23 protein-coding genes are annotated in these 24,141 nt (G+C 72.2%); 15 read left to right on the top strand and 8 right to left on the bottom strand.

Features of this window, described 5'->3' with window-relative positions:
* Nucleotides 1–119: 119 nt before the first annotated feature.
* The 10 genes from ribD to IE274_RS34975 all read left to right on the top strand — a co-directional run bounded on the left by ribD (nt 120) and on the right by IE274_RS34975 (nt 9,146).
* Entirely contained in the window at nt 120–1,415 is a 1,296-nt protein-coding gene (ribD, locus tag IE274_RS39815) for a bifunctional diaminohydroxyphosphoribosylaminopyrimidine deaminase/5-amino-6-(5-phosphoribosylamino)uracil reductase RibD (RefSeq protein ID WP_229910006.1), read from the top strand.
* Nucleotides 1,416–2,069, top strand: coding sequence for a riboflavin synthase (locus IE274_RS34935; RefSeq protein WP_190119960.1), 654 nt, complete (start codon nt 1,416–1,418; stop codon nt 2,067–2,069). It abuts the gene before it with no gap.
* Nucleotides 2,066–2,728 carry a nicotinamide mononucleotide transporter family protein gene (locus IE274_RS34940; RefSeq protein WP_190119961.1) on the top strand — a complete coding sequence of 221 codons (663 nt, stop codon included), beginning with the start codon at nt 2,066–2,068 and terminating at the stop codon, nt 2,726–2,728. The genes IE274_RS34935 and IE274_RS34940 overlap by 4 nt, the downstream gene beginning before the upstream one ends.
* On the top strand, nt 2,725–4,050 hold the full coding sequence (locus IE274_RS34945; RefSeq protein WP_268255604.1) for a bifunctional 3,4-dihydroxy-2-butanone-4-phosphate synthase/GTP cyclohydrolase II: 1,326 nt from the start codon (nt 2,725–2,727) through the stop codon (nt 4,048–4,050). Before IE274_RS34940 ends, IE274_RS34945 begins: the two co-directional genes overlap by 4 nt.
* Before the next feature lie 93 nt (nt 4,051–4,143).
* A complete protein-coding gene (gene ribH / locus IE274_RS34950; RefSeq protein WP_190119962.1) occupies nt 4,144–4,650 on the top strand; it encodes a 6,7-dimethyl-8-ribityllumazine synthase in 507 nt (168 codons plus the stop codon).
* A 13-nt stretch (nt 4,651–4,663) separates the two neighbouring features.
* Nucleotides 4,664–4,936: a phosphoribosyl-ATP diphosphatase gene (locus tag IE274_RS34955; RefSeq protein ID WP_030360427.1), complete on the top strand. Its 273-nt coding sequence runs from the start codon at nt 4,664–4,666 to the stop codon at nt 4,934–4,936.
* A gap of 101 nt (nt 4,937–5,037) precedes the next feature.
* A complete protein-coding gene (hisG, locus tag IE274_RS34960; RefSeq protein ID WP_190119963.1) occupies nt 5,038–5,886 on the top strand; it encodes an ATP phosphoribosyltransferase in 849 nt (282 codons plus the stop codon).
* Between the two features lie 38 nt (nt 5,887–5,924).
* Entirely contained in the window at nt 5,925–6,386 is a 462-nt protein-coding gene (locus IE274_RS34965; RefSeq protein WP_190120021.1) for a PH domain-containing protein, read from the top strand.
* Nucleotides 6,387–6,669: 283 nt separating this feature from the next.
* Nucleotides 6,670–8,055 (top strand): hemolysin family protein, encoded by a 1,386-nt coding sequence (locus tag IE274_RS34970; RefSeq protein WP_190119964.1) that lies wholly within the window; start codon nt 6,670–6,672, stop codon nt 8,053–8,055.
* Nucleotides 8,052–9,146, top strand: coding sequence for a hemolysin family protein (locus tag IE274_RS34975; protein WP_190119965.1), 1,095 nt, complete (start codon nt 8,052–8,054; stop codon nt 9,144–9,146). Before IE274_RS34970 ends, IE274_RS34975 begins: the two co-directional genes overlap by 4 nt.
* A 162-nt stretch (nt 9,147–9,308) precedes the next feature.
* Here IE274_RS34975 and IE274_RS34980 read toward each other — a convergent pair whose 3' ends face one another.
* Both IE274_RS34980 and IE274_RS34985 read right to left on the bottom strand, forming a co-directional pair.
* Nucleotides 9,309–11,180 (bottom strand): AAA family ATPase, encoded by a 1,872-nt coding sequence (locus IE274_RS34980; protein WP_190119966.1) that lies wholly within the window; start codon nt 11,178–11,180, stop codon nt 9,309–9,311.
* A gap of 452 nt (nt 11,181–11,632) precedes the next feature.
* Nucleotides 11,633–12,301 (bottom strand): uridine kinase family protein, encoded by a 669-nt coding sequence (locus IE274_RS34985; protein ID WP_190119967.1) that lies wholly within the window; start codon nt 12,299–12,301, stop codon nt 11,633–11,635.
* Between the two features lie 230 nt (nt 12,302–12,531).
* On the opposite strand from IE274_RS34985, the gene IE274_RS34990 reads away from it, so the two are divergent.
* On the top strand, nt 12,532–13,920 hold the full coding sequence (locus tag IE274_RS34990) for a C39 family peptidase (RefSeq protein WP_190119968.1): 1,389 nt from the start codon (nt 12,532–12,534) through the stop codon (nt 13,918–13,920).
* Between the two features lie 54 nt (nt 13,921–13,974).
* On the opposite strand, the gene IE274_RS34995 is transcribed toward IE274_RS34990, so the two are convergent.
* Nucleotides 13,975–15,453, bottom strand: a complete 1,479-nt coding sequence (locus IE274_RS34995; protein WP_190119969.1) for a M1 family metallopeptidase — start codon at nt 15,451–15,453, stop codon at nt 13,975–13,977.
* A gap of 205 nt (nt 15,454–15,658) precedes the next feature.
* Here IE274_RS34995 and IE274_RS35000 point away from each other — a divergent pair, with 205 nt between their 5' ends.
* The gene (locus IE274_RS35000) at nt 15,659–15,802 is read left to right on the top strand and encodes an SCO1431 family membrane protein (protein WP_190119970.1); all 144 of its coding nucleotides are present in this window, start codon (nt 15,659–15,661) and stop codon (nt 15,800–15,802) included.
* Here IE274_RS35000 and IE274_RS35005 read toward each other — a convergent pair.
* From IE274_RS35005 to IE274_RS35015, 3 genes are read right to left on the bottom strand one after another with little or no spacing between them, the layout of a single operon-like run.
* The gene (locus IE274_RS35005) at nt 15,780–16,763 is read right to left on the bottom strand and encodes a hypothetical protein (protein ID WP_190119971.1); all 984 of its coding nucleotides are present in this window, start codon (nt 16,761–16,763) and stop codon (nt 15,780–15,782) included. The genes IE274_RS35000 and IE274_RS35005 overlap by 23 nt on opposite strands.
* Nucleotides 16,764–16,806: 43 nt before the next feature.
* Nucleotides 16,807–17,769: a DUF6114 domain-containing protein gene (locus IE274_RS35010; protein ID WP_190119972.1), complete on the bottom strand. Its 963-nt coding sequence runs from the start codon at nt 17,767–17,769 to the stop codon at nt 16,807–16,809.
* Nucleotides 17,760–18,374, bottom strand: a complete 615-nt coding sequence (locus tag IE274_RS35015) for a DUF6230 family protein (RefSeq protein ID WP_190119973.1) — start codon at nt 18,372–18,374, stop codon at nt 17,760–17,762. The genes IE274_RS35010 and IE274_RS35015 overlap by 10 nt, the downstream gene beginning before the upstream one ends.
* 138 nt (nt 18,375–18,512) lie before the next feature.
* Here IE274_RS35015 and IE274_RS35020 point away from each other — a divergent pair, with 138 nt between their 5' ends.
* Nucleotides 18,513–19,181, top strand: a complete 669-nt coding sequence (locus tag IE274_RS35020) for a TetR/AcrR family transcriptional regulator (protein ID WP_190119974.1) — start codon at nt 18,513–18,515, stop codon at nt 19,179–19,181.
* Between the two features lie 94 nt (nt 19,182–19,275).
* On the opposite strand, the gene IE274_RS35025 is transcribed toward IE274_RS35020, so the two are convergent.
* The gene (locus IE274_RS35025; RefSeq protein WP_190119975.1) at nt 19,276–20,526 is read right to left on the bottom strand and encodes a glycoside hydrolase family 18 protein; all 1,251 of its coding nucleotides are present in this window, start codon (nt 20,524–20,526) and stop codon (nt 19,276–19,278) included.
* A 459-nt stretch (nt 20,527–20,985) separates the two neighbouring features.
* On the opposite strand from IE274_RS35025, the gene IE274_RS35030 reads away from it, so the two are divergent.
* Nucleotides 20,986–22,158 carry an acyl-CoA dehydrogenase family protein gene (locus IE274_RS35030; RefSeq protein ID WP_190119976.1) on the top strand — a complete coding sequence of 391 codons (1,173 nt, stop codon included), beginning with the start codon at nt 20,986–20,988 and terminating at the stop codon, nt 22,156–22,158.
* Here IE274_RS35030 and IE274_RS35035 read toward each other — a convergent pair.
* Nucleotides 22,121–22,777 carry a hypothetical protein gene (locus IE274_RS35035; protein ID WP_190120030.1) on the bottom strand — a complete coding sequence of 219 codons (657 nt, stop codon included), beginning with the start codon at nt 22,775–22,777 and terminating at the stop codon, nt 22,121–22,123. The genes IE274_RS35030 and IE274_RS35035 overlap by 38 nt on opposite strands.
* 229 nt (nt 22,778–23,006) lie before the next feature.
* On the opposite strand from IE274_RS35035, the gene IE274_RS35040 reads away from it, so the two are divergent.
* Nucleotides 23,007–24,134 (top strand): Rv3169 family protein, encoded by a 1,128-nt coding sequence (locus IE274_RS35040; protein WP_190119977.1) that lies wholly within the window; start codon nt 23,007–23,009, stop codon nt 24,132–24,134.
* Nucleotides 24,135–24,141: the final 7 nt, after the last annotated feature.

Here is a 24,141-nt window from a genome sequence, read left to right on the forward strand (position 1 = left end):
GACCGGTCCCTTTCGACGTCCGGCGACCCCGGCGACGATCCATGCCGGTTGTTCCGCTCGTTGAGTGTCGTCGTCATCGACAGCCCCGGAGTCCGTGCCCGAAGAGGCAGGAGGACCCGGTGGCCACCGCAGCCGAAGCAGTCGCCATGCGACGCGCCGTCGCGCTCGCCGCGCGCGGACTCGGGTTCACGAGCCCCAACCCCGTCGTCGGCTGCGTCATCCTCGACGCCACCGGCGAGAGCGTCGGCGAGGGCTACCACCAGCGCGCGGGCGGACCCCACGCCGAAGTCCACGCCCTGCGCGCGGCCGCCGACAAGGCCCGCGGCGGCACCGCCGTCGTCACCCTCGAACCCTGCAACCACACCGGCCGCACCGGCCCTTGCGCCCAGGCCCTCCTCGACGCCGGGATCGCCCGCGTCGTGTACGCCGTCGGCGACCCCACCCCCGCCGCGACCGGCGGCGCCACCACCCTCCGCGCGGCGGGCGTCGACGTCGAGTCCGGCCTGCTCGCCGAGGAGGCCGAGACGGTCAACGCCGCCTGGCTCACCTCGGTCCGCACCGGCCGCCCCCACGTCACCTGGAAGTACGCGGCCACGCTCGACGGCCGCATCGCCGCCGCCGACGGCACCAGCCGCTGGATCAGCTCCGCCGCGTCCCGCGCCGACGTGCACCGGCTGCGCGCCGAGTGCGACGCCGTCGTCGTCGGCTCCGGCACCCAGCGCGCCGACGACCCGCACCTCGCGGTGCGCGGCATCGACGGCGTCGTACAGCCGCTGCGGGTCGTCGTCGACACCCACGGCACCGCCGTGCGGCCGGACGCCCGGGTCCTGGACGACGCGGCACCCACGCTGGTGGCCGTCGCGGAGGGCGTGGAGCCGCTGCCCGGCGTGGAGACGGTGCACCTGCCGTACGCGGACGAGCACGCGGACGCCGAGAACCTGCCGTACGTCGAGCGCGCCCCCCTCGCACCGCGCGCGGCCAGCGCGTCATCGCCGTCCGGGCGGCCGGGCGCCGGTGATGACGAGGACCGCCTCGAACACCGCTTTACCGCCAGCGGCGGCGCCTACCGCGCACAGCGCCCGGCCGCCCCCGCCGCGCCGACCGAGCCGTCGACCGCCGCGCGCGGCCTCGACGTCGACGCGCTGCTCGCCGAACTGCACGCCCGCGGCGTGCGGTCCGTACTCCTCGAAGGCGGGCCGACGCTCGCCGGGGCCTTCGTGGCCGCCGGTGCCGTCGACCGCGTCATCGGCTATCTCGCGCCGACGCTGCTCGGCGCGGGCCCCACCGCCCTCACCGGCGGCGGAATCACCACCCTCACCGAGGCGTTGCGCCTCGACGTGCGCGAGTGCGTCGCGCTCGGACCCGATCTGCGTATCACCGCGACCGTCGCGGGCCCCGGAACGAAGGAGCACTGAGTGTTCACCGGAATCGTCGAAGAGCTGGGCGAAGTCACCGCCGTGGAGGACCTGGGCGACGCGTCCCGCTTCCGGCTGCGCGGCCCCGTCGTCACCGACGGCGCGAAGCACGGCGACTCCATCGCCGTCAACGGGGTGTGTCTGACGGTCGTCGAGCACGAGGGCGACGAGTTCACCGCCGACGTGATGGCCGAGACCCTCGACCGCTCCAGCCTCGGCGCCCTCGCCCCCGGCGCGAAGGTCAACCTGGAGCGCCCGACCGCCGTCGGCGCCCGCCTCGGCGGACACATCGTGCAGGGCCACGTCGACGGCACCGGCGCCATCGTCGACCGCAAGCCGTCCGACAACTGGGAGATCGTCAAGATCTCCCTGCCCGACGGGCTCGCCCGCTACGTGGTCGAGAAGGGCTCCATCACCGTCGACGGCGTCAGCCTGACCGTCGTCGACGCCGGGCCCGACTACTTCACCATCAGCCTGATCCCCACGACGCTCGCCCTGACCACGCTCGGCGTCAAGCAGCCCGGCGACCCGGTCAACCTCGAGGTCGACGTCATCGCCAAGTACGTGGAGAGGCTGCTCGGCACCGGCGCCGTGACGCCCGCACAGGCCGCGGCCGGTGCGGCCGGGGCACCCGCCCAGGAGGCAGCGAAGTGAGCACGTTCGACTGGCTGAACTCCGAGGCGTTCACCGCCTTCGACCAGCACATCATGTGGTCCGACATGGTCGGCAACAGCATCGGCCTGATCGCCCTCGCGCTCGGCTGGCGCCGCTCCATCTGGACCTGGCCCGCCCAGTTCCTGTCCGGCGTCGTCCTCGTCGCCGCGTACGCCTCCGCGCAGCTCTCCGGCGGCGTCGGCAAGCAGCTCCTCGTCATCGGCGTCGCCGCGTGGGGCTGGCGGCAGTGGACGCGGGGCAGCCGCAACGCGCAGGACGGCACCATCGCCGTGCGCTTCGCCACCTGGAAGGAGCGCGGCTTCCTGCTCGCGGGCACCGCCGTCGGCACCCTCGCCGTCGGGACGCTCTTCACCGCCCTGCCCGAGCTGTCCTGGAACCCCTGGCCGGACGCCTACATCTTCGTCGGCACGCTCGCCGCGATGGTGGCCCAGGCGCGCGGTCTGGTCGAGTTCTGGTTCGCCTGGCTGCTCGTCGACATCGTCGGCGTCCCCCTCGCCTTCTCCAGCGGACTCGCCTTCTCCGGGTTCGTGTACGTCGTCTACCTCGCCCTCGTCCTGTGGGGCCTGCGCGACTGGTGGCTGCGCTCCCGGCAGCCCGCCGGCCAGCAGCGGCCCGCTCTGGAAGGAGCCCCGGCATGACCGCTCAGCCCACTCCCACCCCCGTGGACCAGGAGCCGTCGCCCGCGGCCCCCGCTCCGGCCGACCGCACCGAGGACCTCTCCCTCGACCCGGTGGAGATGGCCATCCGCGACATCGCCGCGGGCCGCCCCGTCGTGGTCGTCGACGACGAGGACCGCGAGAACGAGGGCGACCTCGTCATCGCCGCCGAGAAGGCCACCCCCGAGATCGTCGCCTTCATGATGAGCGAGTGCCGCGGCCTGATCTGCGCGCCCATGGAGAGCGACGAACTGGAGCGGCTGCACCTGCCGCAGATGGTCGAGAACAACACCGAGTCGATGAGCACGGCCTTCACCGTCTCCGTCGACGCCAGCGGCGCGCACGGCGTCACCACCGGCATCTCCGCCGCCGACCGCGCCACCACCCTCCGGCTCCTGGCCGGCGGCAAGGCCGCCGCGGGCGACTTCGTCCGCCCCGGGCACATCTTCCCGCTGCGCGCCAAGGCGGGCGGCGTCCTCGTGCGCGACGGCCACACCGAGGCCGCCGTCGACCTCGCCCGGCTCGCGGGACTGCGGCCCGCCGGGGCCATCGTCGAGATCGCGGGTGAGGACGGCCGGATGCTGCGGCTGCCCGAACTGGTGCCGTTCGCCCGCAGGCACGGCCTGACGATCATCTCCATCGAGGACCTGATCGCCTACCGCCGCACCGCCGAGCCCACCGTCCGTCGCGAGGCCGAGGTCCGGCTGCCCACGTCCTACGGCGACTTCACCGCGTACGGCTACCGCTCCACCGTCGACGGCGTCGAGCACGTCGCGCTCGTCCACGGCGACGTCGGCACCGGCGAGGACGTCCTCGTCCGCATCCACTCCGAGTGCCTGACCGGCGACGTCTTCCACTCCCTGCGCTGCGACTGCGGGCCCCAGCTGGAGGAGTCCATGCGGCGCATCACCGACACCGGGCGCGGCGTCGTGGTCTACCTGCGCGGCCACGAGGGACGTGGCATCGGACTGCTGTCCAAGCTGCGCGCCTACGAACTCCAGGAGCGCGGCAGCGACACCCTGGACGCCAACCTCGAACTGGGCCTGCCCGCCGACGCCCGCGACTACGGCGCCGGTGCCCAGATCCTGGAGGACCTCGGCGTGCGCAGCCTGCGCCTCCTCACCAACAACCCCGACAAGACCGAGGCCCTCGCCCGGCACGGCCTGAAGGTCACCGCGCGCGAGCCCATGCCGGTCACCGTCGGCGAGCACAATCTGCGCTACCTGCGCACCAAGCGGGACCGCATGGGCCACGACCTGCCCTGGCTGGACACCCCGGAGATGTCCGCCTGCGGCAACCAGTAGCCGACAGCGGGCCGGACGGACCCCCGAAACACCCCTGGTCACACCCCGAGAAACATCCCGAGACAGCCCGAGAGACATTCCGAGGAGAAGCGCGTGAGCGGCAAGGGTGCCCCCGAACTGAGCGTGAAGAACTGTGGCGATCTGCGCGTCGCCGTCGTCGCCGCCCTGTGGCACGAGAAGGTCATGGACGGTCTCGTCGACGGCGCGCTGCGCGCCCTGCACGAGCTCGGCATCGACGAGCCGACGCTCCTGCGCGTGCCCGGCAGCTTCGAGCTGCCGGTCGTCGCCAAGGTCCTCGCGGGCCGCGGCTACGACGCGATCGTCGCGCTCGGCGTCGTCATCCGCGGCGGTACCCCGCACTTCGAGTACGTGTGTCAGGGCGTCGCCCAGGGCCTCACCCAGGTGTCCGTCGACACCGGCGTGCCCATCGGCTTCGGCGTCCTGACGTGCGACACCGAGGAACAGGCCCTGGACCGCGCGGGCATCGAAGGGTCCACCGAGGACAAGGGCCACGAAGCGGTCACCGCCGCGGTGGCCACCGCGGCCACGCTCCGTACGATCGCCGAACCCTGGCGGCAGGGGCGGGGCGCGGGCGCGTAGAGTGAACGGCATCATGTCCAAGAAGACTTTCGAGGAGCTCTTCACCGAGCTCCAACACAAGGCCGCCAACGGCGACCCCGCCACCTCCCGCACCGCGGAACTGGTGGACAAGGGCGTCCATGCCATCGGCAAGAAGGTCGTCGAGGAGGCCGCCGAGGTGTGGATGGCCGCCGAGTACGAGGGCAAGGAAGCCGCCGCCGAGGAGATCTCCCAGCTCCTGTACCACGTACAGGTGATGATGGTCGCCCGCGGCATCTCCCTCAGCGACGTGTACGCCCACCTCTAGAGCGCGCTCTCCGGAGCGTGCGCCTCGCGCGCCGCTCCGGAGCACACGTCCCGCTCACCGACACCCCCGCCTGACTTCCTCACGCAAAGGAATCCGACCTCATGCTGCGCATCGCCGTCCCCAACAAGGGTTCACTGTCCGGACCTGCGTCGGCGATGCTCCATGAGGCCGGCTACCAGCAGCGCAAGGAGTCCAAGGAACTCGTCCTCGTCGACCCCGAGAACGAGGTCGAGTTCTTCTACCTGCGCCCGCGCGACATCGCCATCTACGTCTCGTCCGGCAAGCTCGACATCGGCATCACCGGCCGCGACCTGCTGATCGACTCCGGCGCCAACGCCGAGGAGATCCTGCCGCTCGGCTTCGCCCGCTCCACCTTCCGCTTCGCCGCCAAGCCCGGCACCGCGCAGGGCATCGACGACCTGGCGGGCCGCACCGTCGCCACCTCCTACGAGGGCATCGTCGCCAAGCACCTCGCCGACAGCGGCATCGACGCCTCCGTCATCCACCTCGACGGCGCCGTCGAGACCGCCATCGAGCTGGGTGTCGCCCAGGTCATCGCAGACGTCGTCGAGACCGGCACCAGCCTGCGCAACGCGGGCCTGGAGGTCTTCGGCGAGCCGATCATGAAGTCCGAGGCGGTCGTCATCCGGCGCACCGGAGCCGGCGCCGACGACCCCAAGGTGCAGCAGTTCCTGCGCCGCCTCCAGGGCGTCCTGGTCGCCCGGACGTACGTGATGATGGACTACGACTGCCGCGCCGAGCACCTGGAGCAGGCCGTCGCCCTCACCCCGGGCCTGGAGTCGCCGACCATCTCCCCGCTGCACAACGAAGGCTGGGTCGCGGTGCGTTCCATGGTCCCCACCAAGGACGCGCAGCGGGTCATGGACGACCTGTACGCCATCGGGGCGCGCGCCATCCTGACCACGGCCATCCACGCCTGCCGCCTCTGACCGTGCCGGAACCCACCAACAGGTCCCCCATGACTGCCATGTCCGCCCAGCCCGCCGGGCCCTCGGCACCGGCCCTGCCCGTCACGTTCCGGCCCGCCCGCACCCGGGCGGTGCTGCTCACCGCCGGGGTCGCGGTCTTCGTGGCCCTCGCCGTGATCTCCGTGCTGCTGCCCAACCTCAGCCCCGGGGAGCGGACCAGCTTCGTCTTCACCGGCGCGCTGCTGCTCGGCGTGCTCGTCCTGCTCAGCAGGCCCAAGGTGGTCGCCGACGAGACCGGCGTGACCGTCGTCAATATCGCCACGAGCCGCCGCCTGGAGTGGGCCGAGATCGTCCGGGTCAATCTGCGCCCCGGCGACCCCTGGGTGTTCCTCGACCTCACCGACGGCACCAGCCTGCCCGCGCTCGGCATCCAGCCGGGCATCGCCAAGCAGCGCGCCATCAGCGACGCCCGCGCACTCAGGGCCCTGGTCGAGGCGCGCTCCGGCAGCGACACCGACTGACGGCCCCTAAGGGCACCCCGGCGCGGACCGGGGGATTCCCTCCGGGCCGGAATCCGGGAGGACTCGGGGGATCCCGAACTGACGCGTGGGCGCCTGTCTTGATTAATCTGGATGCGGGGCGGACACCACGTGCCGCCCCGCCCCGGACGGCCGGCGCGGTCGGTACGGGGCTCCTGCTAACCGAGGAGTGACCCTCTCCGGCGATGGACGGATCGTCCTGTAGTACCTGCGCCGCCCCCTCCCGACATACGGGGACCCGAGCACCGGGCGAGGCGGCGGCATCATGAGCATCCCCCTGCTGCTCCTCGGAGCGGCCTTCCTGCTGATCCTCGCCAACGGCTTCTTCGTGGCGGCCGAGTTCGGCCTCGTCACCGTCGAGCGGCCCGACGCCGAGAAGGCCGCCGCCGACGGCGACCGCCGGGCGCGCACGGTCGTCGGCGCCCTCAAGGAGCTGTCCTTCCAACTGTCGGGCACCCAGCTCGGCATCACCATCACCTCACTCGTCATCGGCATGCTCGCCGAGCCCGCCCTCGCGCACCTCCTCGCGGGCCCGCTCACCTCGACGGGCATACCGAAGGGCGCGGTTTCGGGGGTCGCGGTGGCCGTCGGCATGCTCCTGGCCTCCGCGGTGCAGATGGTGATCGGCGAGCTGGTGCCCAAGAACTGGGCAGTGTCCCGGCCGCTGCAGGTCGCGCGGTTCGTCGCGGGCCCGCAGCAGGCCTTCTCGCGGCTGTTCCGGCCGGTGATCGCCGGGCTCAACTCCGTCGCCAACCGCCTGGTGCGGTCCCTCGGGGTCGAGCCCGCCGAGGAGCTGGCCTCCGCCCGCACCCCCGGTGAACTGGTCTCCCTCGCCCGGCACTCGGCCCGCGCCGGCGCCCTGGAGCAGGACACCGCCGACCTGTTCGTGCGCACGCTCTCCCTCGGCGAACTCACCGCGCAGCACGTGATGACGCCCCGCGTGAAGGTCAGCGCCCTGCAGTCCTCCGCCACCGCCGAGGACGTGGTCAACCTGACCCGCGCCACCGGCCTGTCCCGCTTCCCGGTCTACCGGGAGCGGATCGACGAGGTCGTCGGCATGGTCCACCTCAAGGACGCCCTCGCGGTCCCCGCACACGAACGGCTGCGCGCCCCCGTCGGCCGGATCGCCAAGTCCCCGCTGCTCGTCCCGGAGACCCTGCCCGTGCAGCCCCTCCTGGAGCGGCTGCGCAGCGAGCAGCCGATAGCGGTCGTCGTCGACGAGTACGGCGGCACGGCCGGGGTGGTCACCCTGGAGGACATCGTCGAGGAACTGGTCGGCGAGGTCCGCGACGAGCACGACCACCACGACGGCCTGCCCGACCTCGCCGCCGCCCCGCCCGAGGACGGCAACCCCGCCTGGGACGCCGACGGCGGCTGCCGCGTCGACACCCTGCGCCGGATAGGACTCGACGTGCCCGAGGGGCCGTACGAGACCGTGGCCGGGCTGGTCGCCGATCTCCTCGGTCGCATCCCGGCACCCGGCGACCGCGCCGAACTCCCGGGCTGGCGGCTCGCTGTCCGCCAGGTCGGGCACTACCGCGCGGAGCGGGTGCGGCTGGTGCGGACCGGAGGCCCGGCAGGGGCGCACGGCGAGGCGGCCGACGGGGCCGCGGACCGGGTCGGCGCCGGTGTCGCGGAGGCCGCCCGATGAGCGCCCTCCAACTCCTGTTCGCCGTTCTGCTCGTGCTCGCCAACGGCTTCTTCGTGGGGGCCGAGTTCGCGCTCGTGTCCGTGCGCCGCAGCCAGATCGAGCCGCTCGGCTCCAAGCGGGCCCGCCAGGTCCTGTACGGCCTGGAGCATCTGCCGCAGATGATGGCCGCCGCCCAGTTCGGCATCACCGTGTGCTCGCTGACGCTCGGAGCCGTCGCGGAACCGACCGTGGCGCGGCTGCTCGAACCGCTCTTCCACGCGGCGCACCTGCCCGAGGGCGTGATCCACCCCCTCGGCTTCGTGATCGCGCTCGCCGTCGTCGTCTTCCTGCACCTCGTCATCGGCGAGATGCTGCCGAAGAACCTCGCGATGGCGGCGCCCGAGCGGACCGCGCTGTGGCTCAGCCCTGGCCTGGTCGCGTTCGCGCGCCTGTGCCGCCCGGTCACGGTCGCGCTGGGTGCCTGTGCCCGGCTGATCCTGCGGCTCTTCAAGGTCGAGCCCAAGGACGAGGTGGAGGCGGTCTTCACCAGCGTGCAGCTGGGCCGTCTCGTGGAGGACGCGGGGCAGGCGGGCCTCCTCGACCCGCGGGCGCAGGAGCGCCTGGAGGACGCCCTGGAGCTGGGGTCGCGGCCGGTCACGGACGTCCTGCTCGACCGTGCCTCGCTGGTCACGGTGGGGCCTTCGGTCACCCCGGAGCAGGTCGTCGAACTCACCGGCCGCACGGGCTACTCCCGGTTCCCGGTCCGCGCGGAGAACGGCGCCTTCATGGGCTATCTGCACGTGAAGGACGTCCTGGACCTGGAGGACACCGACCGCGCGGTGCCCCAGCACGTCTGGCACCAGATGACAGTCCTGCGCGCCGAACTCCCCCTGGACGACGCCCTGACCGTGATGCGCCACGCCGCGACGCACCTCGCGCAGGTCGCCGACGCGAGCGGCAAGGTGCTCGGCCTCGTCGCCCTGGAGGACGTCCTGGAACTCCTGGTCGGCGAGGTCCGCGACCCGGCGCACCGGGTGGCCGTGCCGCCGGCGACGCGTGCGGTGGGGAACCGTGGCGCGGAGGACGTACGAGGCAAGGAGCTGGTCGGCTGAGGCGGGGGTGACCCCGCCCTGGCGGGTGGGGCTGAGGCGGTGCCGGGGCGGACCCGCGCCGCCTCGGCCTCGGGCCGACCCAGGCACCGGAAGGGCTGCCTCAGGAACCGCGGCAGGCTGTCTCAGGAACCGGCAGGCTGCCTCAGGAACCGAAGGGCTGTCTCAGGCGCCGGACGGGTCGGCCGGACCGCGTCCCGAGAGGACCTCCCCGTACGCCTGCATGAGGTCGGGCAGCCGCAGTGTCGACAGGTCCGCGCGGGTCGGCGCCCCGGGATAGCCGGAGAGCCGCAGGTCGCGGTAGGCGCAGCTCTTCTCGTACAGCGTGCGCAGGAACCGTCCGTTGCCCAGCTCGTCGATCCAGGTCTGGTCGACGACGTGTCCGCTGATGGACCGCAGCTCGTCCAGGGCCTCCTCGTCCCAGACGTCGCCGTTGTCGGCGGCGAGGACCTGCCCGATGGCGGTGAGTTCCAGCGGCCGGTACGAGGGGAAGTCGACGCGCGTCGTGAAGCGTGAGGAGAGCCCGGGGTTGGCGGCGAGCAGCCGGTCCATGCCCTCCGGATAGCCCGCGAGGATCACCACGAGGTGGTCGCGGTTGTCCTCGGCCCGCTTGAGGAGCACCTGCAGCGCCTCGTCGCCGTACGCGTCGCCCTTGCCGTAGCCGGAGTTGGACAAGGAGTACGCCTCGTCTACGAAGAGGACGCCGCCGATCGCCGAGTCGATCAGCTCGTTGGCCTTCACGGCGGTCTGGCCCAGGTACTCGCCGACCAGATCGGCGCGCTGGGCCTCCACCAGGTGGTCGCCGCTGAGCAGCCCGAGGGCGTAGAAGACCCGGCCGAGGATGCGGGCCACGGTGGTCTTGCCGGTGCCGGAGGGGCCGGAGAAGACGAAGTGTCGTTTCGGCGGCTGCACCGGCAGGCCCTGGGCGGCGCGGAAGCGGGCCATGTTGAGCTGCGCGGAGAGCGCCTTGACCTGGCGTTTGACGGGTTCGAGGCCGACCATGCGCTCCAGTTCGGCGAGCGCCTGCTCCAGCAGGACCGGGTCGGTCGGCCCGGGCGGTGGCTGCCGGGGCGCGGGCTTGATGGGGATCACGGCCTTCTCGCGCACCGTGTCGGCGTCGGGCGGGCCGCCGCCGGGCGGCAGTTCGGGCTCGGTCACCTTCAGGTCGCGGCCCTCGGCGCCGAACAGCGCGTCCACGCCGTCGGGTCCGTCGAGGGCGTCCTGGCCGACGCCGGTGAGGGAGATCGCGGCCAGGTCGGCCGCGTCGTCGTAGCCGTCGCCCTCGGCGATGGCGGCGAGCCGCGCGGAGGTGTCCATGAAGGCGGGGTCGACGCGGTGCACCGCGCGGTACAGCGGCAGCGCGGCGGCGGACCGGCCGGTGCCCTCGTGCGCCCGGGCCAGCCAGTAGCGCAGCTCCTTGCGCTGCGGCTGTTCGCTGCGGCAGCGCATCAGCGCGGCCGAGAGCAGGGGCTCCGCCTGCCCGTACATCTCCAGGCGGACCCGCGCCATGCCGCCGAAGAGGCCCGCCTCGATGCCGAGCATGGCGTCGTCGACCAGTGGGTCGGTGTGCCGCACCAACTGCTCCCAGTCCTTGACCAGGTAGGCGCGGCAGGCGTGCAGAAAACGTACCTGCACGTCGGCGTCGACGGGCGGCAGTCCGGCCAGCGCCCGGTCCAGCTCCGGCACATGGCGTCCGTCCAGCCAGTGCGAGGCGTGCGCGAGCAGCAGGTCGCGGGTGGACTCCAGGACGGGCTGCACCCACCAGCCCAGCCAGTACCAGGAGTTGAGGGTGCGCACGTGCCGTGCGCGCTGTTCGCCGAAGCGGTCCCGGTGCTGGAACATCCGAAGCAGCGCGGTCGTCGTGTCGATGCGCAGCGCGTGCAGCCCGAGCCAGCCGTCGGCCATGCCCGGGTCCATGCGCACCGCGGCCCTGAACTCCTCCTCGGCCTGCGGATAGGCGCCCATGGTGTAGGCGTCGACGCCCCGCAGCCAGGCGAGGTCGGCCGGGGCGGTAGAGCCCTGCGTGCCGAAGTCCATCACGTCCCCCACAAACCGTGCCCCCGTTTGTGTACCACCGGGCCGGTGCCCGCCGGCAACTGAACTGAACCGCCGTGCTGCGGACGGGAGTTGACGCCACGCGTGGCAAAGCCGTCCGAAGTCGCACCACGATGCATCGTACCTGCGTGGCAGTGCTCGGCCGTAGAGTGCCGCAGCGTTGGATCTCCGGCGGGGGCTCCTGGGGGCGTCCGGCGAGGAGAGGCCCGATGGTGACCCAGGGTGAGCGAACGGCGGCTCATGGCGCTGGGGATGAGGGCGCGCGGGGCAGAACGAAGCCCCCGATCACGGGGGAACAACCGGGGGCTTCGCGTGTGTGGGCGACCCGAAAGGCCGCACATTGAGAACGTAAGTCCTGTAAGCCCCCTGGGTCAAGCCGAGTTGGGGCACTCTCGGAAACTGGCCACGCGGTCCTGAAGTCGCCTTCGCCAGGTTCAGCGCGCTGCCGACGGACCTTCACCCTGAGTGACAATTTGGGTCAGTGCTGCCGTCTCGTCGGACCCCGGCAGCACCTCGTACCCCACGGGCAACTCGTGTACGAGCAGCTGGGCGAAGGGCCGCGACGGGTCGGCGGCGAAATGACGTCGTTCGGCGGCTTCCCAGCCGTCCCAGAAGCCACTCAGGGCCGGTCCGTCCCGTCGGCGCCCGCGCGCCCAGGACGTGTCGCGGGGCAGATCCATCCACAGCAGGCCCGCCAGGAACGGCCGTAGCACCCGGCGGCCCGCGCCGACACCCTCCATCAGGACGGCGGGGGCGGCGGGCAGCGGGCGGTCGGCAGGACCGAAGCGGCGCGCGTGCCAGTCGTACGCCGCGTAGTGCGCCGTTTCGCCTCGGGACAGTGGCTCGACGACCTGCCGAAGCAGCCGGTCCGTCCAGTCGAAGAGGTCGGCGTGGCTCGCGATGTCGTCGAGCCGGAGCACCGGGGCGCCGCCGAGCGCCTCGGCGAGCCGCGCGGTGAACGTCGACTTGCCGGAGCCCGCGTGCCCGTCGACGGCGACCAGCCGGACCGGCCCGCAGGACGGCAGCAGGTGGCGCACGGCGCGGGCGAGGCGGGGGAGGCCGGGGTGGCCGGGGAGGGGTGCGGGGCGGTGCGTATCGGTCATCGGGGGCCAGCCTACGGGCCGGGGCGCGCGGGGCGCGGATCGTGGGGCGTGTGCGCGGTTCAGCGCGCTGTCGCAGGTCATACCAGTGGTAGAGGCCAATATTGGTGGGCGCTGCGGGCTCGGATGCCTGGCAGAACCCGTCCACGTACAGCCATAGTTGGCGCACTGTCGTGTACCTGACCATCACTCTCCGGCCGCGGCCGGAACCCATCGACTGGGGGTCCCCGTCCATGGACCAAGCTGAAGGCATGTCCCGCAGAAGAATCCTCACCACGGCGGCGGGCGCCGCCGTTCTCGCGGCCGTCGCGGCCTCCGTGGCCCCCGCGGGAGCCGCCCCCGCGTCCCGGCGCCGCCCGCCCCGCGCGGAGCGGCTCGTGGACAACCGTTTCTGGACCTCCCGCAAGGACTGGGGCGCCGGCACGGCGAACGGCACCCGCGTCGTCGCCAAGGGCCGCGCCGGCGTCGAGATAGCCGAGCCGGTCGGGACGACGCGCTACCCCGACCCGCACACCGGCAAGGCCACCACCTGGGAGTACGCCCAGTGGACCGGCCCCGCGCACCGCCCCGCCGCCCCCGCCACGGAGGCCATCGCCTCCTGGAACGCCCGCACCCCCACCGGCACCTGGATCCAGGTCGAGATGGAGGCGACGTACGCGGACGGCACCGCGTCCCCCTGGTACGTCCTCGGTCGCTGGAACTCGGGCGACGACCGCGAGGACGCCGACGCCGCCGTCATCCGGCGCACCTCGGTGGACGACCAGAGCGACGGCAAGACGTCCGTCTGGACGGACACCCTGTCCGTGGACGACACGGCGAGCGGCCTGCGCGTGGTGGCGTACCGGCTGCGGCTGACGCTGTACCGGACGCCGGGCAGCGCGCTCACGCCCACGGTGTGGCGGCTCGGCGCGATGGCCTCCGCGGTGCCCGACCGCTTCACGGTGCCCGCGTCCGCGCCCGGGCTCGCCAAGGAACTGAAGGTGCCGCGCTATTCGCAGGAGATCCACAAGGGCCAGTACCCCGAGTACGACAACGGCGGCGAGGCCTGGTGCAGCCCCACGTCGTCGCAGATGATCCTGGAGTACTGGGGGCGCAGGCCGACGGCCGCCGACCTGGACTGGGTCGACCCCGCCTTCGCCGACCCGCAGGTGTGCCACGCGGCCCGGTTCACGTACGACTACCAGTACGGCGGCTGCGGGAACTGGCCGTTCAACGCGGCCTACGCGGCGACGTACCAGGACATGCAGGGCGTCGTCACCCGGCTGGCCTCGCTCACCGATCTGGAGACGCTGATCCGGGCGGGCATCCCGGCCATCACCTCGCAGTCCTTCCTCAAGGAGGAGCTGACCGGCGCCGGGTACGGCACCGCGGGGCATCTGATGACCGTCATCGGCTTCACCAAGAGCGGCGACGTGATCGCCAACGACCCGGCGTCGCCGAGCAACCCGGCGGTGCGGCGCGTCTACAAGAGGCGCGAGTGGGAGAACATCTGGCTCCGCACCCAGCGCAAGAACTCCCAGGGGACGGTGGTCTCCGGGACCGGCGGGGTCTGTTATCTGTACTTCCCCGCGCGTCCCACCAAGGAGCAGACGCGCGCGCTCGCCGCTGTCGGCGTGCGCTGAGGACAGGGCCCCGTCCGGCGGGACGGGGCCCTGCGCCCGGCTTGCCCGGACCGCTCAGGTGACCGGATCCACCACCCAGTCCGGGTGGCCCGGCATCGGCGGGGTCTTGGAGCCGTACAGCCACGGCTTCAGGAAGCCCTCCAGGTCCTGGCCCGAGACCTTCGACGCGAGGTCGATGTAGTCCTGGGTGCTCGCCGTCCTGCCGGTGTACTTGGTGATCCAGGCGCGCTCGATCTGCTGGAACGTGGCGTCCCCGACCTTCTCGCGCAGCGCGTACAGGACGAGCGCCGAGCCGTCGTAGCGCATGCGCTTGAAGAGGTTCGGCTCGGTGGGCTCCGCGGGCGCGCCGAAGTCGCGGCGCCACTGGTCGTGTGCCTTGTACGCGGCCTTCATCGCGGCCTCGAAGCTGTCGCCGCCGTGCTCCTCGGAGTACATGCGCTCGTAGAAGCGGGCGTGGCCCTCGCTGACCCACAGGTCGGACCAGCCCGCGAGGGCGACGCTGTCGCCGAACCACTGGTGGGCCAGCTCGTGCACCAGGTTCCGCTCGGCGTCGACCTGAGTGCCGAGCAGGTCGGCCTTGGGGACGAGGGAGAGTGTCTGGGTCTCCAGGGCGACGGCGAGGTCGGTGTCGCCGACGAGGATGCCGTACCGGTTGAAGGGGTACTTGCCGAGCTTCTTCTCCAGCCACGTCAGATGGGCCGGGGTGAGCTTGCGGTATTTCGCCGTCGGCTCGACCAGCGCGTCCGGGACGATGTCGCGCAGGGGCAGGCCGCCGGGTCCGGTGCTGTCGACCATCGTGAACTTGCCGACGGCGAGCTGCACGAGCTGCGTGGACAGCGGCTGCTCGGAGTCGTACGTCCAGCGCACCCGGTCGCCGGACACGTTCTTCCTGCTCGTCAGCTTGCCGTTCGCGACGGCTGTGCGGTCCTTCGGCGTGGTGATCCGGAAGGTGATCGGGGCGCGCTGGCTCGGGTGGTCGTTGGCCGGGAAGATCAGGCGGGCGCCGTTGGGCTGGGGGTACACCACCGTGCCGTCGGGCGTGGGGATCCAGCCGTAGTCCTCGATGGCGTCGTCGCGGTGCCGGGTCTGGGTCGGGTCGGCGGTGTAGGTGACCTTGACCGTGAAGGCGCGGCCCTTGGCGATCGGCGACTTCGGCGTGACGGTCAGCTCGTCGCCGTCGCGGGCGGTGCCGGCCGCCTTGCCGTCGACCGTGACCGCGCGCAGCGTGTTGCCGCCGAAGTCCAGGTTGAAGCGGGACAGGGACTGGGTGGCCGTCGCCTTGATGGTGGCCGACGCCTCGAACGGGGTCTTCGGGGCCTGCCAGTCGAAGTCCAGGAGGTAGCGGTCGACGGTGTATCCGCCGTTGCCGTCGAGGGGGAACATCGGGTCGCCGAGCCCCGGGGCGCCGGGCGACGGCTTCTCCGCTGCCGCGGGAGTCGCGTACGAGACCGGTCCGGTGAGGGCGGCCGCCGCCGTCACGGCCGCCGCGACGGCGATCCCCGTTCTGCGGCGGGGCGTCCTGATCGTGCTCATCGGAAACCTTTCGGTCGGATGCTGCGCGGACGTACGCCGTCTTAGACGCACGGCGATCCGCCGCAGTTGTGGTGACGCGTGACCAACGTCTCTCCCACAATTCCGGGCACGGCTGGCAAGGTGGAAGACGCCAGTGGGGGGAATGTCCACTGCCAGCGCGGCCGGGGAGGCCGCCGTCGGCCGGAAAACGTCAGCGAGAAGCCCTATGACCGCGACCTCTGCCACCGCAGTCCGCCCCAAGACCCGCACCGGCGGCCCCAAGGACGGCCCGAACGTCCTGGAGCACCTCGCGGGCTGGACCCTCGTCGTCGTGCTGGCGATGCTCGTCAGCCAGGCCGGCCTTCTGTGAGCTGAGTCTCACCGCCGGGGCCGGGCTCGTCGCCGGAGTCGCGTGGGTTGCCGGGGCCGGGATCGGGTGCGCTGTCCGTGCCGGGCCGCGCGGTCAGGTCCAGGTCCGCCCGCCAGTGCCGACGAGGCACCCCCACCAGTTCGTACAACCGCCGCACCGGCGACCGCCCCGGCAGCAGCACGACCCCCGCGAGCACCGCGAACAGCGGCAGCCCCAGCCAGCCCCCGAGCAGCCGCACCAGCACGCTCGCGGTGACCGCGCCGAGGAACGGCAGGCCGTACACCCCGGCGGCCGCGATGGCGATCGCCAGCACGCGGTGCACCTTGCGGTCCGCGTCGGCGCCGGGCAGCGACCAGCCCTCCAGGAGCCAGCCGATCTCCGTCATGAGCATTGTGCCGATGACGGTCGCGCCGAAGACGAGCAGCGCGAGGAACGTGCCGGACGTGAGGAAGTCCAGGGCGTTGTTGACGACGCTGTCCTGCGGCCAGTCCGCCCAGTCGCGCGCGCCGGGGGACAGGAACCGCTCGTAGCCGCTGCCGTCCCAGCCGTGCACGAGCGTGCCGAAGAGCAGGAAGTAGCCGCCCACGCACTGCAGGTACGCCCAGTAGCCCGCGCCCACGAGCACCAGCATCTGTGCGGCGAGGAACCCGAGGACCGCGGCGACGGGGATGCCGCCCGCGTACCAGAGGACGAAGCCCGCCCATACGCCCTGGTGGCCGTCGGCGACGTGCATGGTCGCCCAGGACGGGTTCTGCCAGAGCAGGAACAGGCCGGTCGGGACCATCAGGACGGCCGCGAAGAGGACCGTCAGGGCCAGATACGGGTTCGCGGCGCGGCTGCGGGTGCGCGGACCCTCGCCCGCGTTGATCCGCTCCCACAACTGGAGCTGGCGGCCCGCGGCGAGCGCGAAGGTCGCGCCCACCGCGTACGCCCAGAACAGCGCGGCCTGGACCTGGATCACGGCGGCGCTCCCTTCCGGGTCAGGGCAGTCCCCGTGGACCGGATCACGCCCGCGCCCCCAGCTTCAGCCCGCCCGCGACGATCGAGTCGGAGGTGACGAGGGCCTGCTCGGCGCTCACCTGCGTCATGAAGACGAACGGCGGGACGAGGGGCGGCACCGGCAGCTTGTCCGGCGTGAAGGTCAGACAGAGGATGCCCTCGATGCAGCCCTTGAACTTGGTCAGATAGAGCGTGACCGCGCCGCTGAGGTCCAACGTGTCGGCGCCGAGGGTGAGTTCGCGGCTGCCGTCGCGGGTCGTGAGGCGGTAGTCGGTGAGCGAGGCCGCGTTCATGCGCAGCACCATCACCTTCAACGGGCCGTCGGCGGTGGGGACTTCGCGTACGCCCGCGACGATGAAGCCCTGCGGCGCGAACAGGGTCGTCGTGATCGTCGGCGGTGTCCGCGCCGCCACGATCGCCTCGTCGCCGGGCGCCGCCCTCGCCGGGACGGCGCCCCACAACACCGTCCCGGCGAGCACCACCGGCAGGAGTACGGCCAGCGTCCGTGTGTCCTGTCCGTCGCGCACCTTCGGCCGCCCGGCCCGCTCCTGGTCGTCGTCCGGGACCGGCGTCCAGCCGAAGCCCATCGCGCTGCCCGCGATGCCCAGCAACATGCCGATCAGGAACCCGCCGAGATTCGTCGCCGCGAACGAGAGCACCGACAGGATCAGGGCGTTGACGGACACGTAGTGGTGCGCGTGCGGCAGCAGCCACAGGAACAACCCGGCGGCCATCAGTGCGATCCCGATGCCGATCGCGGCGATCCCGCCGAGCCCGAGGCTCACCAGGACCGTCAGCGGCGACAGCGGCACGAACAGGAGTTCCGCCCCGCCCAGGAGCAGCAGCAGGCCGCCCCAGAAGGGCCGGGTGCGCCGCCACTTGCGCAAGCCGCGCCGCAGGTCCCGCAGCGGCAGGCGTTCGTCGAGCCAGTCCCCGGCGCGCGGGGCGCCCGGCCCGCTCAGAAGCACTTCTTGCCGCCGAGGCTGACGTCGACCCGCATGCCCTTGAGGCGGAAGTTCCCGCCGGTGGCCGACCAGGCGTGCGAGCGCACCTTGGCCACCTCGATGTCCCCGGCCTGGAGGCCGAACTTGCCCCGCTCGCCCTTGACGCCCGGCACCGCGTCGAGCGTCGAGGCGTCGCGGCCGATCTGCGCCGTGCCGAAGCGGGCGTCGCCCACCAGGTCCTCGCCGTCGATGATCAGGTTGCTCGCGGTGACGTTGCCCGCGTCGCCGCCCGCCGTCAGCTTGAACACCACCGTGCCGACGGGCGTCTTGACCTCCGCCGCCTGGCAGATGTCCGACAGCGTCGCGTCGCCGATGCCGAGCAGCGCCACGGGGTGGCCCTTGCCGTCGACGTCCCGGTCGACCTGGACATAGCTCGACAGGCCCTGGCTGGTCAGCTTGCCCGAGGAGACCTGGAAGCTGGTGCCGCTGACCGCGAAGGACGCGGCCAGCGCGCCCTCGGCCATCACGGACGCCATCGCACCGACCGCGAGGACCGCGGGCAGCGCGACGACAGCCGTCTTCTTCCAGTTGGTTCTGCCCTCGCGTACTGCTCTCTTCGCCGTGCTCACTTGGTCCTCCCGTACGTCGTCCGGTGCGTAAGGGGAGTGCGTGGCAGCGCGCCGTCGGGGGCCGCGCCCGTCCGGGCAGGCGACGTGGGTCTGCCATACTGCGGCTGATCCCGAGGCAGTTGGAGACTAGGGCCGAAATTGAATAATAGTCAACAGCGCGGTACCGATCGTTCCCGTGGCGCGGACCGCCCCCAGGCGCGCGGCACCGACCGATCCCTGGCGCGCCGCGCCGAACTCATCGTCATCGGCCGGAAGTTGTTCGCCGACACGTCCTACGACGCGCTGTCGATGGACGACATCGCCAGACACGCCCGCGTGGCCAAGGGGCTGATCTACTACTACTTCAAGTCCAAGCGCGGCTACTACCTCGCGATCATCGAGGACTCCGTCGCCGACCTGGTCGAACGCGCGGGCAGCGACACCGAACTCCCGCCCACGGAGCGGGTGCACCGCACGATCGACGGCTATCTGCGGTACGCCGAGCACCATCAGGCGGCCTACCGCACGATCGTCAGCGGCGGCGTCGGCTTCGACGCCGAGGTGCACGCCATACGCGACGGCGTGCGCGAGGCGATGATCGGCACCATCGCCGACGGGGCGTACAGGCGGCGCGACGTACCGCCCCTGGTGCGGATGGCGCTGCTCGGCTGGCTGTGCAGCGTCGAGGGCGTCACGCTCGACTGGATCGGCGCCGCCGAGGCCCTGGCGCGTGACACCGTGCGCGACCTCCTGGTGCGCACGCTGCGCGAGACGCTGACCGTCATCGAGGAGTTCGAGCCGTCCTGCCCCGCCCCGCCGCGCCCATGACGGACTCCACGCAGGCATGACGAGGGGGCGGGAGCCCGCCGGCTCCCGCCCCCACGACTTCTCCGCGCTACCGCTGGTGGACCGCCTTGGGCAGCTAGTTGATGGCCTTGATCAGCTCGCCGCCGCTGGTGTCACCGCTCAGCTCCCAGAAGAACGTGCCCCCCAGGCCCTGCTGGTTCTTGTAGTTCATCTTTCCGGCGATGGTGGCCGGGGTGTCGTAGCTCCACCAGTTGTTGCCGCAGTGCGCGTACGCGGTCCCGCCGACCGTGCCGTTGGCGGGGCACTTGGTCTTCAGTTCCTTGTAGTCGTCGATGCCCTGCTCGTACTTGCCCGCGGCGGGGCCGGTCGCGGTGCCGCCCGGCTCCTTCTGCGTGACGCCCGTCCAGCCGCGGCCGTAGAAGCCGATGCCGAGGAGCAGCTTGTCGGAGGGGATCCCGAGCCCCTTGAGCTTGGCGATCGTCGCCTGCGAGTTCCAGTCGGCCTTCGGGATGCCGGTGTAGGAGCTCAGTGGCGAGTGGGGTGCCGTCGGCCCCTTGGCGTCCCAGGCTCCGAAGAAGTCGTACGTCATCGGGTTGTACCAGTCGACGGACTGGGCGGCACCCGCGTAGTCCGCGGCGTCGATCTTGCCGCCGGAGGAGGCGTCGGCCGGGATGGCCGCGGTCACCAGGTTGTTGGAGCCGAACTTCGCCCGCACCGCGGACATCAGGTTCTTGTACGCGGCGCGCCCGCTGGTGTCGCAGGTCAGACCGCAGGCGTTGGGGTACTCCCAGTCGATGTCGATGCCGTCGAAGACATCCGCCCACTTGGAGTTCTCGACCAGGTCGTAGCAGGACTGGGCGAACGCCGCCGGGTTCTGCGCGGCCTGCGTGAAGCCGCCCGACCAGGTCCAGCCGCCGAAGGACCACAGGACCTTCAGGTTCGGGTGCTTCTTCTTCAGCTTGCGCAGCTGGTTGAAGTTGCCGCGCAGGGGCTGGTCCCAGGTGTCGGCGACGCCGTCGACGCTCTGGTCGGCGGTGTACGCCTTGTCCGTCGCGGCGTAGGCGTCGCCCATCGTGCACTTGCCGCCCTGGACGTTGCCGAAGGCGTAGTTGATGTGCGTGAGCTTGTTGGCGGAGCCGGACGTCTCGATGTTCTTGACGTGGTAGTTCCGGTCGTAGACGCCCCATTCGGTGAAGTAGCCGACCACGCGGGAGCCCGCCTTGGCGTCGGCCTTGGCGGGGGCGCCCGTGTTCTGGTCGGCGGCCGCGGTGCCCGCGCCGGCGAGCAGACCCGCGCCGAGGACGGCGCAACAAGCGGTGGCCAGGAGCGCCCGGAAGCGGGCGCGAGGACGGTTCGGTCGTGGCATCGCTGTCTCCTCGTGGGGGGGAGAGGGGAGCATGTGGGGGTGGTGCTGACCTTCTGACCTGCGGACCTTCGCGTCCCCCTGCGAGCAGGGCCACGCGGCCGCGTACGGGACGCGTCAACGCCCCCTACGTAGTCGCGTGTTGAATTGGCATGAACGCGAAGACGTCTTGTGCCGCTGGACTCTAGGAGGACTAGACCATTGCGTCAATGGTTCGGACCAATTCCCGGGCCCCGGACGCCCCGTACTGCCCGATCGGACAGCTACCGACGAAGATCAGCCGCAGGGCCCGTGAACCCGTGACGCCATGCCGCCGATCGGGCATACTCAACCCGCCACAGTCGCTGGTCAGCCGCTTCCGCGACCCGGAAGGGCAGCATCGGCTTGGCAGTGTCCCCGGCGGCGGCGCCACACCCTGTGCGCGAGCCCGTCGAAGCGCCCGAACAGGGAGAGGAGAGCGCCATGCCCGAGGGAGCCGCACCGCCGGTCGAGCGTCAGCTGCCCACCGAAGAGGCCCGGGATCTGTTCGCGCTCGTGCGTGAACTGGTCCAGCGCGAGATCGCGCCACACGCGGCCGCCGAGGAGGAAGCGGGCCACTTCCCGCGCGAACTCTTCACCCTGCTCTCCGAATCGGGCCTTCTCGGCCTCGCCTACGACTCCGAGTTCGGCGGTGGCGACCAGCCGTACGAGGTGTACCTCCAGGTCCTCGAAGAGCTCGCCGCCGCGCGGCTCACCGTCGGCCTCGGTGTCAGCGTGCACTCGCTCGCCTGCCACGGGCTCGCCGGATACGGCACCAAGGAGCAGCAGAGCGAGCATCTGCCCGACATGCTCGGCGGCGGCCTGCTCGGCGCCTACTGCCTGTCCGAGCCGTCCTCCGGCTCCGACGCCGCGTCGCTGCGCACCAAAGCCGTGCGCGATGGCGACGACTGGGTCATCACGGGTACGAAGGCGTGGATCACCCACGGCGGCATCGCCGACTTCTACACCGTCCTGGCCCGCACCGGCGGCGAGGGCGCCCACGGCGTGACGGCCTTCCTGGTGCCGGGTGACGCCGAGGGGCTCACGGCCGCGGTGCCGGAGAAGAAGATGGGCATGAAGGGCTCGCCGACGGCGCAGCTCCACTTCGACGGCGTCCGGGTGCCCGACGCCCGGCGCGTCGGGGACGTGGGCCAGGGCTTCGCGATCGCCCTCTCGGCGCTCGACTCGGGACGGCTCGGCATCGCGGCCTGCGCGATCGGCGTGGCCCAGGCGGCGCTCGACGAGGCGGTGGCGTACGCGACCGAGCGCAAGCAGTTCGGCCGCCCCATCGCCGACTTCCAGGGCCTGCGCTTCATGCTCGCGGACATGGCGACGCAGATCGAGGCGGGCCGGGCGCTGTACCTGGCGGCGGCCCGGCTGCGGGACGCGGGCCGCCCGTTCTCCAAGCAGGCGGCGATGGCCAAGCTGCTGTGCACGGACACCGCGATGAAGGTCACGACGGACGCCGTGCAGGTGCTCGGCGGCTACGGCTACACCCTCGACTTCCCGGTCGAGCGCTTCATGCGCGAGGCCAAGGTGCTGCAGATCGTCGAGGGCACGAATCAGATCCAGCGCATGGTCATCGCCCGCCATCTCGCGGGTCCCGACTCGCGCTGAGCCGCGGGTCGGGGGGAGCGCCGGGGACGGGACCGAACTGATTGCCCCGGTCCGTCCCGAAATGCCCGTCCCGGTCGGCCCCGAAACGGGTGTCCCGGTCCGTGCCGAAGCGGTTGTCCGGGCCCGTGCCGAAGCGGTTGTCCGGACCCGTGCCGAAGCGTGCCTCCGAGCCCGTGCCGAACCGCGTGTCCCGGCCCGAGCCGAACGCCCCCTCCGAGCCGAACCCCCCGCCCGTCCCGAACGGCCCCTCCGTCCCGTACTGCCCGCCGAACTGCCCGCTGCGCACGGTCGGCGCCGCGAGCCGCACCCACTCCGGGTCGTGGCGCCCCGGCAGCGTCCGGCCGCGCTCGGCCCACAGGCGCACCAGGGCACGGTAGATCGGCGGGTCCTGCACCGGGACGGGCTGCGGCGGGGGCGGGACCGTCGGGGTCTGCTGCGGGTACTGGGTCTGCTGCGGATACGGCTGCTGCTGGGGGTACTGGAACGGCTGTGCGTACGGGTTCGGCTGGGGGTAGTGGGCGTACTGGGGCCGGTGAGGAACCGATTCTGCGGTGGTGGCGGGCGCGGTCGCGAGGGGGCGCCTGCGGTGGTCGGCCGGAGCATGGGTGGGGGTGGTCATGCCGGGCCAACGGTCGGCGCGGAGGCCAGGTCACCCCCGGGTCGAATCGTGCGTGCGTTCATGCCCCGTCCGGGCGCGGCGCACGCGGCGCACGGCGCCCGCGCCACCGGGTGAACGCGGCCCGGCACGGATCTGGCCCCGGCACGCCATCTGACGTACCGTCACCTCCACGCCGGGGTCCACCGCACACCGGGCGACGCCAACTCCCCGGCGCCCAGGGAGATGTGCCGTGTCGGACGACCGCCCCGTACCGCTCGACGAGTACCCCGTCCACCAGGTGCCGCTGTCGATGAAGCACGTGGCGACCGGCGACCGGAACGCCTACGACCGCTGCATTTTCCACCTCTTCGACCACCACGGCCGCGCCCTGCTCATCCTCGGCCTCGGCGTCTACCCGAACACCGGTGTCATCGACGCCTACGCGACCCTGCGCACCGGCGACACCCTGCACGCCGTCCGCGCCTCCGACGCCCTCGGCGACGACCGCTCGAACCTGTCCGTCGGCCCGCTCCGCATCACCGTCGAGGAGCCCCTGCGCAGGCTGCGCCTGACCTGCGCGGCGGACCCGGACGACGCGGACTCGCTCGCGTACGACATCGAGTGGAGCGCCGACTTCCCGGCCCTGTGGGAGCCGCACCACACCCAGCGGCGCGGCGGTCGGCTCACCCTCGAAGGGCGGCGCTTCGTGCAGGCGGGCGGCTGTTCCGGGGTGATCCGCGCGGGCGGTGCGGAGATCGCGGTGACGGCGGGGGAGTGGACGGCGACCCGCGACCGGAGCTGGGGGGTGCGGCCCATCCCGGGCGAGGAGGCGGGCCGTCTCGGCGAGGACTTCCCCACCGAGGGCTTCCACTGGATCTGGTGCCCGGTGCGCTTCGACGACCGCTTCCTGATGGTCATCGTCCAGGAGGACGCTGACGGCTACCGCACTCTCAACGACGCCACCCTCGTTCGTCCCGGCCACCCCGACCGCCAACTCGGCTGGCCCCGGGCCGACATCAGCTACCGCTCCGGCACCCGCCACCCCGAACGGGCCGTCGTCCACCTCACCGACCCCGAGACCCGCAAGCCCCTGGAGCTGGGCGTGGAGACGCTCACCTCGCTGCCCCTCGCCGTCGGTGCCGGGTACCCGCCCGCCGACGACTGGCAGCACGGCACCTGGCGCGGCCGCGACTGGGTCGACCGGCGCACCTACGACCTCGCCGACCAGGCCGCGCACCCGCTGGCCGCGTACGGCGTCATCGATCACGCGGCCCGCTTCACCCTGGACGGCCGCGTCGGCCACGGCATCTTCGAGCACGGCACGTTCGGCCGCCACGACCCGAGCGGCTTCGCGGACTTCGGCTCCGTGGCGCCCTGAGCGTCCG

Source organism: Streptomyces flavofungini (genome assembly GCF_014650815.1).
Taxonomy (GTDB): Bacteria; Actinomycetota; Actinomycetes; order Streptomycetales; family Streptomycetaceae; genus Streptomyces; species Streptomyces flavofungini.